The sequence below is a fragment of the Calditrichota bacterium genome (assembly GCA_013112635.1).
GTDB lineage: Bacteria > Calditrichota > Calditrichia > Calditrichales > J004 > JABFGF01.
The window spans coordinates 1-12,436 of sequence record JABFGF010000020.1; the positions used below are offsets into that span (position 1 = coordinate 1).

General features: G+C 34.3%; 10 protein-coding genes. All 10 read right to left on the reverse strand.

Translation table 11 applies throughout. From position 1 onward, the window contains the following. Window positions 1-121: 121 nt before the first annotated feature. The 10 genes from HND50_22240 to HND50_22285 all read right to left on the reverse strand — a co-directional run bounded on the left by HND50_22240 (window position 122) and on the right by HND50_22285 (window position 12,051). On the reverse strand, window positions 122-2,077 hold the full coding sequence (locus HND50_22240; GenBank protein ID NOG47972.1) for a T9SS type A sorting domain-containing protein: 1,956 nt from the start codon (window positions 2,075-2,077) through the stop codon (window positions 122-124). Between the two features lie 17 nt (window positions 2,078-2,094). Continuing rightward, window positions 2,095-2,628 (reverse strand): phage tail protein, encoded by a 534-nt coding sequence (locus HND50_22245; protein NOG47973.1) that lies wholly within the window; start codon window positions 2,626-2,628, stop codon window positions 2,095-2,097. Window positions 2,629-2,840: 212 nt separating this feature from the next. Further along, window positions 2,841-3,020, reverse strand: a complete 180-nt coding sequence (locus HND50_22250; protein NOG47974.1) for a hypothetical protein — start codon at window positions 3,018-3,020, stop codon at window positions 2,841-2,843. Window positions 3,021-3,038: 18 nt separating this feature from the next. Beyond that, window positions 3,039-3,461 (reverse strand): DUF1801 domain-containing protein, encoded by a 423-nt coding sequence (locus tag HND50_22255; GenBank protein NOG47975.1) that lies wholly within the window; start codon window positions 3,459-3,461, stop codon window positions 3,039-3,041. 118 nt (window positions 3,462-3,579) lie between these two features. After that, window positions 3,580-5,469, reverse strand: a complete 1,890-nt coding sequence (locus HND50_22260; protein ID NOG47976.1) for a S9 family peptidase — start codon at window positions 5,467-5,469, stop codon at window positions 3,580-3,582. A gap of 88 nt (window positions 5,470-5,557) precedes the next feature. Further along, on the reverse strand, window positions 5,558-5,740 hold the full coding sequence (locus tag HND50_22265; protein NOG47977.1) for a hypothetical protein: 183 nt from the start codon (window positions 5,738-5,740) through the stop codon (window positions 5,558-5,560). Between the two features lie 27 nt (window positions 5,741-5,767). After that, window positions 5,768-7,204 (reverse strand): TlpA family protein disulfide reductase, encoded by a 1,437-nt coding sequence (locus tag HND50_22270; GenBank protein NOG47978.1) that lies wholly within the window; start codon window positions 7,202-7,204, stop codon window positions 5,768-5,770. 358 nt (window positions 7,205-7,562) lie between these two features. Beyond that, entirely contained in the window at window positions 7,563-8,648 is a 1,086-nt protein-coding gene (locus HND50_22275) for a hypothetical protein (protein NOG47979.1), read from the reverse strand. Between the two features lie 12 nt (window positions 8,649-8,660). Beyond that, on the reverse strand, window positions 8,661-9,032 hold the full coding sequence (locus HND50_22280) for a hypothetical protein (GenBank protein ID NOG47980.1): 372 nt from the start codon (window positions 9,030-9,032) through the stop codon (window positions 8,661-8,663). Between the two features lie 403 nt (window positions 9,033-9,435). Further along, complete coding sequence (locus HND50_22285; GenBank protein ID NOG47981.1) at window positions 9,436-12,051, reverse strand: T9SS type A sorting domain-containing protein; 2,616 nt, start codon at window positions 12,049-12,051, stop codon at window positions 9,436-9,438. Window positions 12,052-12,436: the final 385 nt, after the last annotated feature.

Genomic DNA, 12,436 nt, shown 5'->3' on the forward strand with positions numbered 1-12,436 from the left:
TGATATTAATTCTATTTCTTTAATTACACGCTTGTCTAAACGCGTCGTTCAACAGTATATTGAGCTCATCCCTTTAGGCAATTAAATGTTCTAAAAAGACAAGCTATGGTATCATTTGATACTATTTCAATAAAATTAATTTCTTTGTTTGACTAAAACCGCCACTTGTTTCAATTTTGTACAAGTATATTCCACTTGCAAAACCGGAAGCATTCCAGGTTACATTGTATGTTCCTGCAGCCTGATTCTCTGTTACCAATGTCGCCACCTTTTGGCCAAGGGTATTAAAGATGGATAATTCAACTTCACTCTGTTTGGGAATTTGGTAGTTAATCACCGTAATTGGATTAAACGGATTTGGATAGTTTTGTTTTAATTCAAAATTGGACGGTGCAGTATTCTTTTCATCATCCGCTTTGCTGGAAGATACCACAAGGTTTTCCCTTACAACCAATGTACTAAAATGTTCAACCAACCCATAAATCCTGTTATCAGAACTATCGACCATAACATGGCTTACTCCAAGGCTGTCAAAACTCAGGCTGTCTGTTGCATAAAATAGTCCTAAATCTTCAACACGGATTCCAAGCCTTTTTACAATTCCCCTTTTAAATGGCAATGCAATACTTACCGGTTTATCAAAATAGTATGGCGAGATTAATGAATCCCCCACAAAAACATCAAACTGAATTCCATTGACAACTTTCTCAATAAATTCAATACTGTCTCCATGCAGTTTTGCAAATTCGGGTAATCTTATTTCTATGGTGATATCCTCGTGCAGACTGCCTTTGGGGAAATATAACATAGTGCCATTAATTATATTGAACGGATCCGGTAAACCACCAAGCACATATTTTTTGCCTTCATCAATAGTCTTAGGATTTCTAACATTTCCATTTGGAAATATTCTGACAAATTTAATTTTATTTGTACCGCTGCTGTCAATGGTTGTATCAACACCCGTCAAACTTGCTTTTGCAACCATGGAATCGGCTTTTGCCATAACATTAGCTTTCCCCGGGAAGTAACTGAATATCAAACCATCCTGGGTGATTGGCCCAACCAAACGCCGCGTTACATCCCACGATGCTGAAATATTATAATAATTGCCAAAGCTGTCTACCAGTTGAGATTTGAATTGTACATAATTTTGAACCTGGATGGTTGTGTCCGCAGGAATGACAACCAGATCACCACTTGGTTCAATTGGGGCTTCTATTAAAATTGCGGTTGGCGCTGATGCAGATACATTATAATCAAAAATATTAGAGCCATCCAATGCTGCAGATTTAACCTTGCCCGATCCCATTTCCGTCCAGGCCATTTTACTTAGCTGGCGATTGATAGCAATTGAATTAGGAGAGGAAAGGTTTTGAACAAGAACAGTATCATTCGCACCATTAAGATCGGCCGATTTAATTTTACCGCCATTCATTTCAGTCCAGTACATTTTTCCTGAATCCATATCCAAAGCCAAACCGGAAGGACCATTCAAACCACCCAAAATATCTTCCTGCAAAGCGCCAACCTGAAGATCCGCACGCTGGATTTTACCGGCACCAAAATTTGTCCAGTACATTTTTCCCGCATCAACATCCAGGCTGATAGCACGGGGCGTGTTATTACTTGCCGGACCAAAATCAATAAGTACTTTTGGTGATTGACCATCCAAATCGGCGCGCCAAATTTTTGGCCCGTTAACAAGATTGGTCGAAATCCAATATATTTTTTTATTTAGCGGATCAACCGCCATCCCTCTTAATACAGATTGTGATTTCACAATTTCTGATGAAACGCTGAAATCTGAAGAAACTTTGTTTATTCCTGCATTGATGTAGGAAAGACCGCTCCAGTAAAAAGATGATTCATTTGTGTTAAAGACAATACTTTGAGGCAGTGATCCTGCCGGTAATGATTGCGATAAAAGTTGGCTTCTGTCTGCCGCTGTTTTTACTAAACGTGGTGCTTCAAAAGCCGATTCGACCCAAATTATATTTTGAGCGACTAATTGAAACGGCAACCCACAAAACCCTATTATCACGATCATTAAAAGAATCGTTTTTATTTTTCGCATGATAACCTCGTTCGGTTTTATGGACGTGATGGATAAATTCCTTCCAGGGCAATAATGTAGTTGATAGTAATAAATGGCTGCATATTTGGGTGCGCACCATTTCCACCTGTATTAGATACTTTGACAGCCGCACTATTTAGAGCCGTGTTTACAGTATCCCCATATTGCGGTGTAGAACCTGCATTACGGGCAAGCAAGCCACTTTCCGGCTTATCGGAAGTGGCCACTGTTGAATCTGCATTTAACTGAGCTGTATGGGTGTGGCTTGGTATTTGGGTGATGTTTAAAACAACATTCTCCTGGCCACCTTTTTGACCTAATCTTCTATCTGAAAGTCCGGGACCATTGCCTTCATGAATTGGTGCACGGCCTCTTAGATCGGGCAAACCAAAAGTAGTGCGGCCATCACCGCCATAGGTTGTACCCAATATTGAGAAAAGTGCTGAATATTGGGAAATTGGTAATAGCTGGCCATCGCAAAAGGCATAACCGCGCGGGGCAAAATTGCCGCCAAACATTTTAATTTCTCCAATGAATGGTTCCTGGGCCATTGCTGGCATAGTGAAACAAAAAATAAGAGAAAAAAGGATTAGTTTATTCTTCATGGTGGGGCCTCCTGATTTTAAGGGATATAATTTCAAACAAATAGTCGGTTGAAGTTCAATTTAGATTATCAAATAACGCAAAAGTTGCGTTAAGACACAAAGCAGTACAAAAAAACAGCAGCTAATCTGAAGAAGAGATATTTGAAAACGATTTGGGTTTACCCCATCCAAAATCCTTTACGCTGGGAAATGGAAAGCACTTTTTTGCAGTGTTCGCAAAAATAAATATACCTGATGCCAAAACGGCTTTTAATTTGCTTGGATAATAATCGGGTTACAGCTTTTTCGCAGTGTGGACAAATAGGTTGCTCATTGGAATCTTCAACAATATCTATCATTTTCACTCCTTAATTTGCTCATTTTACTTTTGAGGTCTTTAATGTCCAGGCATATTCGCGTGCAATAATTTCTTGTAAAACTTGAAGATCAACATCATCAAGCTTATTGATATAAATGCAGGCAACCGATTTTTTGTGTTTGCCCAAACGAGTGAAAAGTTCTTCAGCGCCTTCGAACTTATTGCCAACATAAAAAGTCATGTTTGCTTTACGTGGTGAAAAACCGGCAGCCGGTACTTTACCCTTGCGACCACTATCGTATTCATAGTGGGTTGTTCCAAAACCAATAATTGACGAGCCCCACATAACCGGCTCAAGACCCGTAACTTCTTTATACATTTTCAAGGAAGTAAGTGCATCAGCCTTACGGCGCGCATTTTCAATCCCGGAAATAAATTCATCCACCGATGCTGATGTTGGTTTGGTTTTGTTCTCTGCCATGCTTGTAAACTATTCGCTTCACTTTAAGAAAAAGAATTATAACCTTTTAAAACTCAACTATAGAATCATATTCAAAACAAAAAATTACTTAAGAAACTTTTCCTGAATCATGTTATTATCATGACTTAACCCGTTTTAGATATTTATCCAAAAAGAGCCTGATTTTTTTATGTCCTTCAATTTTGTTTTCCGTTTTTAAAAATCCATGTCCTTCATCTTCAAATATAATGTATTCAACGGGGACATTATTGGATTCAACAGCCGCAACAATTTCGTCCGATTCTATTTGGAGAACCCTAACATCATTTGCACCCTGCAGGACTATGAGCGGTTTGGTTACATTTTTAGCATGAAATAATGGTGAGATTTTATATAAGCGTGTCGAATCATCTGAGAATGGATCACCCAATTCCGCATACAAAGCTTCCCTAAATGATTCCCAATGTGGTGGTATAGATTTCAAAGTTCTTAACCAATTAGTTACTCCAAAAATATTTACCCCAACATCAAATTCTTCCGGAGTAAAAGCCAGTGCCGCCATTACCATATAACCACCGTAGGAACCACCCATTATACCTACTTTCTCCATATCAATAAAACCCGTTTCAGCTAAAAAATCTTTACTGGAAACACAATCTTTCAAATCTGCCTCACCGTGTTTTAAATCATCCATTTTATAGAAAGTCTTTCCGTAGCCGGAGCTGCCCCGGTTATTAATTGCAAGGATTGCATATCCCTGGTTTACTAAATACTGGATTAATGCTGAATAATTCAATCGTGTTTGGCCACCGGGCCCGCCATGCACCCAGACTAAAGCGGGTACCTTGTTTGACTTGGAAGCATGATGAGGCTTATAAAAAATACACGGAACCTCTGTACCATCGTAGGATTTAAATCTAATCACTTCTGCATTTACAAGATCACTCGTATTTATATCTGGATTTAAAGTTTTTGTTAATCTTTTTAATTCTTTTGTCTCAATGTTATAGAAGTAAATATCATTGGTCGTAACAGAACTGCTTACCGTAAGCCGCATTAGCTTTTCACTTTTACCAATACTTACAGATGAAATACTACTACCTTTTATAACCGGTAATTCAACCTGATTATTAGAACTCAAATCTGTTAAACTGATTGCTGTCTTTGCATCCTCATTTACACCAATAACACGGTATTTTTCATTAAAAGAGGTTTTCGCATACCAGACATCCCAATTTGTCTCATAGATTTTCTCTTTGTTTCCGCTTTTAATATTATACTTTACCAGGTATGTAAACTCGCTGTTTTCATTTGATAATAAATACAGGTTCTCATTTGCTAAATCAAAAAATTGAGCTTCATAAACTGCATCTCCCTCGTGTTCTGAGATATGCTTCGTCTCTTTCGTTTGCATATCATAGAGATAAAGTTCGTTGTTACTTGTTGTAATGCTTTTTGTTAATGCAAGATATCGCTTATCACTGGAAATAGCTGAAACATCAAACCCCTTATCATTCTGATAAATTAAGGTATTTGCATTTGGGTCAGCAAAATCGATTATTTGTTTCTCATATAAATCAAAGAATTTTGGATTGCGTTTGTTGGAAATATAAAAGAAACTTTTTTCATCGTGGCTCCATTTAAAAAAGCCGGATTTACTGTTTTCAAACGGAGTTAAGTCTAAAGTTTTCCTGTCTTTGTCCACCCAATATAAATGATCATTTTCGTCACCGCCTTTATCTGCATAATAAAGAAATCCATTGCCATCCGGAACATACGATATTGCGAAATAAGACTCTTTTTCTGAAAAGGTTAATTGTTCAGGTGCTTTTCCATCGACGGGAATAGCAAAGACATTGTAAATTCCCGTTTCATTATTTGTAACTAAAAGCTTGGTTTCATCGGGAGAAAAATAGCCGCCCCATATATTTGTATTTTTATGGAATTGTTCAATGGTATATTTTTTAACAGTAGTTTGTGAGCAGGAAAAAATAGTGAGTGAAATAACAAAAATTATAAGAGTCTTCATGGAGTTCTCCTTATTTTGTTTGTTAAAGAATTATGTTTTTTGAAGGAAAAGAATAAATATCTTCTTAATCACCATAAGCCGAATGGTATTATCCGGTTGCACCGAACTTGTAAAACGAAACGCCAATAACATATATAAAAACAACTGCTTTTACAAACTGTAATTTAAAAGGGCAAATAAAAAGCCCATATTTAAAAAAGTGACATGGGCTTCTAAACAATCTATTTATAATACCTTCCGGTTCCAATTCACCATCTGTGTAAGGGTTCACTTTAACAACCTTGATATTCATTTTTTATTAATAGCTAATATAATTTTTTATTTCTTTTTCAAGACCCTTGCTTGGACGAGCAGAATTTGGGTTAATAATCGTACCGTCTTTATCAATTAAAACATAAGTAGGGTAACCTGAAATAGAATAATTTTTTCTGAGTAATTGAATCCAATTGGTGTTAGCAAATAAATTCACACCATCAAGTTGATATTTTTTTAGACCGGAAAGCCAACTTTCTTTATTGTCAATCATATGGATATTTATTATTTCAAACTCATTGTTAGAAAATTTGTTAATCAATTCTTTTTCAAATGGAACTTCAATAACACATCCTGAGCATCCATGAAACCAAAAGTTTAGTAACACAATTTTATTATGAAAATCTTTTAGTTCATGAAATTGATTATTTTCATCTGGTAAGTAAAAGTTAAAAGCTTGTTCGCCTACCTTTGGAGCAAATTTATTTTCTCTGAAATTTGTCAAAATCTCTAATATATTTGGATTTTTAAAATATTTTTTGTTTTTTTCTATCTCAGAATCAAATAGATCAAAAAACCCATCATTGATAATTTTTCCAAACTCATAACATAAAAAAATCTCGGCCAAATCTGTGTTTAGGAGTTCATAAGCAGAAGCAGGATAATATTTTAAAATTCCTTCATATTGTGATTTTTTATCTTTCCACTTATAATTATCTGGAAGAATATTATAATAAAAATAACTGCTAATATACTGATAATAATTAAATGTTAACTTTGCATCCATATTTACAAAAGGAAGTTCTTTCCAAAAATCAAAATAGTTATCAGGAATTGTTTCTTTAAACTTTAATACATCTCGCCGATAATTTGCGGCAAGTGCTTTTCTGTCAGCGTTCCAATAAATAAATGACCATTTTTGATTCACATAAAACCAATTAGGCAATTTTTGATTTTTGTTGAAATTATCTAAAAAATAAATCTCTTCATTTGTCATTGAATCCATTTTTGCTTTTACTTCTAATAAGGGGATTTTTTCAGATGCAATCTGAAGTCTTAATTTTCCCTTTTTGAATTGTGTTTGTTTATTAAATAGAAATTTTGAAGGTAATGTGTTTTCTCCTTTAAACGAAATGGCATCTGCAAAAATGTCTTTTGAAAAATCTATTATAATTTCCAAGGTATCATCAGGAATAATATAAACTGAAAAACGCGGTAAGGTGTCTATAGTTACTAAAGCACGTTTAGGGAAATTAATATCTAAGTCAATAATTGTATTCCTTTTATTAGATATTTCTGTATCATAAACTCTTCTTTCCGGAGGGATAAAAGCCCAGAAATCTATTTTACATTTCGAAGGAGTATTTTTATTTAATTGTGTGATTTTTATATATGATTTTTGTCCGAATTTAATTTCTGGAGTTTCAGTAGAAATTGATTTTATTGGAAGAATTGATAATAATGCGATAATATAAAATATCATAATATTTCAAGATAGACAAACTGGTTAACATTGAGATTTCGGACAAAGGCTTGCTATACCTTCCTTTGCCAATTCACCTTTCCTGCCATTGTTCCAAGCTAATGCTATTGACATTTCCTAAAAGGAAGTCCATCATGTTTTTTTCAGTTATTGATTTTTTTTCTTTTTATAATTGGACTCATGTTTTAAGCAATTGATAACCTGTTATTCGGCAATCTGTATTCTCTGCATACTTTGCCTATTCTAATGTTATTTATCACTCATGAACTGTATAAGGAATGATGATGCGGCCTTGATTGTACGTGGAACAATTACTGTTCTATAAAACATTGAAACGGGTTAATCTTCAAATAGATAATTAGTTCAGAGTAGCGGGGACCTCAAATTGTGATAGTGTTCTAATTCCCGGAACCTCTGTTTTGTTTGTTCTAAACAGATAAGTAATCTCTGCATTATCTGAGTTATTGCTATATGCCCAGGAAATTTGATAATCATTGCTCAATTTTTGAATTTTTGCTTTGTCTAACAATCTTAACCAGCCCCAATTTCCTGCAAAGTCAAAAATTGTTTCACGACCCTGATTTGTCTCAACAAGTAATGTGGCACCTTTATTTATCCCTTGTCCGGGCCAAACATAGTCATACGGTATTGGCATTCCCATTCTGTAACAATCAGTCTTACCATCTATTGTGAGGCAAAAATTTTTGATTAAATCTATACGGGTTCTTGGTATAAGAACAAATTGAAGTTGCATTTTATTATCAGTAAAAAACTGTTTAGAGATTTGATCTGCTCTCTGAAAGAAACGTATGGCACTTTGCGAAATCTTAAGGACTGATTTTGCATCTTGATTTATCCAGGTATTCCCCCGTTTTACCAAATATGGACTGAGCTCATCATTAAAAAAACGCCAAAACTTTCCACTTTCCGGTCGGAAAAATTGTTCGAAATCTTGCAATGATGCATCAGTTCCATTTTTATTAAATGGATAGTAATTTGCAAGTTTGCTATTAAATATATCAGCAACTTGTTCTTTCCAGCGTTTATTTAATAGAATGTTTAATTTATTCTTAATTTCAATAGTTGGAGTGAATTCTTGCTCTATTGAATAATCCTTATCAACGCTCACAAGAGCTTTTGTAGTAAAATCAGCAATAGATGGATCTTGCGGATTGTCTTGTAGGTTATTCGATTTATTAAGCGAATCAATATATGAAATGGATGCATTTAATTGATCTCTAAGCAGTGAGAGTTGTCCAATTCTTTTTTCCGCCTCTTCTACTTCTTTATTAAGCGTTTGTACTTTCAAAATAACAAATCCAAGCCACAGTGTACTTATAATGATCACACTAACTGAAATTATAATGGAGTAGAAACCACTACGCTTTGTTTTCCTGGTTATTTGGGCAGACAGTTCTTTTAATTCTTGCTCTCTATTCTGCATGGTTTTCCTTAATTATCTTTTAACCACTTCTTTGATAGTATCAATTACAATTTGTTCAACTGCCGCAATTTGTGTATCCGGTAAGCCTTGTGCACTATCCAAACGGATTTTTAATGATAGAAAAGCAGAGATTCTTTCCCGTGTTACGATGATAGTTTTGATCTGAAAGGAAGAAATTGCTGCTAAAATTACGCTTGGCCCAACTTTTAAAATATCAGGAATCTCGCTGACTATTTTGTAAAGAAGTATAGTGCCCACAATACCAATCAATAGCAAAATAATAAACCAGATAAGTGAAAAACGTACATTCCCCTTTTGTACTCTTATTTGATCTCCCAGGAAATCGGAATAAAAGCTATCTTTAGGGGCTGTTGTACTTGACATATTATGACCTTATATCTTTTCGGGATATTTGCATTGAATCGTCTAACTTTTATTACATGTTAAAAGATATATATAAAAAATCCTTACGTCAAATTGATATTTTAATTTGGCAGATAATACTACTAAGGACCACATATTTTTAATGTTTCAAAATAAACATATAGATTTTTTCCAAGACATAAAGTATTTACACGGACAAGGTGGCACTAACGTTATCGGCTGATATTTTGCATTTATTCAAAGCCGGTTGATTAAATATTCCAAAGATTGAGTTGTTTTTGTGATGGGTTTGAATCTCACAACTCCCAGCGACGAAATTTAGAAGATTTGCGATTGATAAATAGGCGAACCCTGATTCATGCTCCCAAGAGCAAATTCAGTTTGATACCTTGTTAGTTTTGATTTATTTGAGTAGCAACATTTTTTTGTGTTGTTTGAAATCATTTGTAATGATTTGGTAAAAGAAAACTCCAGAACTCACTTTTTCATTTAAATCGTTTTCACCTGCCCATGTAATTTGGTGATGCCCAGCTGTTTTGTAACCACTTACTAAATCCTTGATCTTGTTTCCAAGTACATCATAAATAACTATCTCGACATATCCACCATTTTTAAGTCCATACATGATGGTGGTTTCTGGATTAAAAGGGTTGGGGTAGTTTTGAGCTAAGTAATATTTACTCGGAATTACAGATTCTTCATTTAAACTTGTAACAACTATCTCAACGGCTTCTGATAAGCTACTTTCATTTCCAGAGTGATCGGTGGAAGCAATCGCATAAGAATAACTTTGCTCAACTTGTACCGTCAAGTCAGTAAAAACAGTATCTATAGTTTGGTGGATGCTTTCAAATTGAGAATTAACTTTTCGATAAATTGTATAGAATTTAAAATCAGTTTCTGAATTTGGGAGCCATTTTAGCTTAACTTTTGATTCGGCGATTATAGAAGCAAATAGTCCATTTGGAACTGAAGGCTTCAAGTTATCAACAGAATAACCTGAATCAATCTGACTAACATAATTCCCTTCTTCCATTCCGGCAATAACCCTAAAATATATCAATCCATCAGATTCAGAAGTTGAGTCTTTTGTAGTTGGTACTAATACGGAGTAAAGTGATTTCCCATAAGCTGCTGTAGTTGCATCTGCAGTCCAACCTGAGCCGCCATTAATTTCAATTGTATAAAATTCAGTTGAGCTTGTTTTTGGAAATATTAATGAATCTGTATCGAATGCACTCCGTGCAAATTGAACTTTTACCCAACCACCCTGATCATCAGGGATATCTTTAATGATTTTAAGGAATGGTGATTCTAAATAATATGAACCAGACATTTTAATATTTACTTTTTCTTCATCTTGATCATTTGATAATATTATTAGTTCTGTAAAATAGTACCCCGCATCATTAGGGAAAAAAATAATTGATGCTTTTATACTATCACCTGAAATAATAAATCCATCATCATCAAAGATAAGCATAAAGCCATCATTTGAAGATAAATAAAGTGAATCAATATTCAGGCGAGTTATCCCTAAGTTATAAATCCATACATCAACAGTATCACCATATTCCAAAGACAAACTATCTGAGTTTATCATCGATAATGAAAAAACTAATTCTGGATTTGAAACTGCTGATTCATTTGTATTTCCATAACCACCAATGTTAATTCTTCTACCATTATAATCTGGTTCTGCATCAAAACTAAATTTTGGATTCCCGGCATCAATCAATAATGAGCTATCCGATAAATGGAATAAGGAATCGCCAAAGTTTGGATTAAAATCAATATTATTTTTAAATCTGGTTGTAAGATAATTGCTGCCGGAACCATCGCCCGTAAATGAGGCAAGAGAACCTTGGATATTATTATAAAAGAAATATGGGTCTGCTTCATTGTTTTGAAGATGTATTAAACTGGGAGTTGAAGATGTGAAGCCATCGGCAATAATGGAGTTTTCAACCCTTGGGTTGGAGTGTGATAAACTGATTCCAGAACCATTTGAGGCCGAATTATCATAAATAGTATTATTATTGATACTACCATTTGATCTAATTAGTAGGACACCACCACCATTTTCTTCCGCATTATTTTCGTAAATAAGATTATTATTTAAACTAAATAAATCACAACTATAAAAATAAAGACCCCCTCCATTTTGAGCAGAATTATGGAATATCTTATTTCTATATATATTTGTATTTGACATGTAGCATCGAATTGCCCCGCCCTCTCCACCTGGAGCACTATTGGCTACAATGGTATTCTCAATTATTTCGGCATTCGATTCCCAGCATAAAATACCTCCACCCCCAAAATCACCGGTGTTATGTGAAATTAAATTGGTTTTTATAACAGGTTGACCACCTTTCAAAAATAATCCTCCTCCCCAGGCCGGACCTGCAAAATTATTTTTAATAGTATTTCCTTCTATATATGGTGAAGAATTAATAGAATATATGGCTCCTCCTTCTACATATGACTCATTTTCTATTATCACATTGTTGAGTATTTTGACATTTGAGTTATAACAATAAATCGCCCCGCCATATCCTGCTTCATTATTTTTGATAATACAATTACTTATTAATAGTTTAGAGTAATTATTTATATATATAGCACCTCCAGAATCAGCATTAGCGGCTTGGTTTTCCCTGGCAATACAGTATTCAATTATTGAGAACGTTATTTTTGAGCTATCCAGATTTGAAGGACCTTTGAATCGTATTCCATACCAGGCGATGTCTGGATCGTGTGCTGTAAATGTAATTCTATTATCAGGTTGCCCTAAGGCAAGCAATCTGCCCATTACATTTAGTTTATATCTTTTCATAAATATGACAATAGAAGGACTTTTAATCTCTAGAGTAACTTCAGAAAGTACGTTTACATTTCCAGTTACAAAAACAGTATCTTGAGTAATAATTGTATTTGATGTAATGTCCCCACTTAAATTGAATGAGCTTCCAAACAATGTCCCATATAAAAATAGAAAATACAATCCATATTTCATGTTTTTAATCCTAATTAGTATAATTATATTAGCGAGATTTCTTTCAAAATATTTTTACACACTATTTTTTAATCCAATTTTACCTGCAATCACAATTCAAAAAACTTAAATTTAACAAATATTGATACACACGTCCTGTCGAAAAAGGGATGAGACAATCTCTCTATTTTGAGCAGTAACACATAACGACTGATATTTAGGCGATTTGCGATTGTAAAACTTCCATGTTGAAATCATACTCCGACGAGCAAATTCAGTTTGATAAACTATTACCTTTAAATACCTATTTTGTGTAAATAAAGAGCCCCCTAATGTGGAAAAGCAACCCATTAAATTGTTTAACCTAACACAAGGAGACTCTATCATGAACATCACATATAAACTA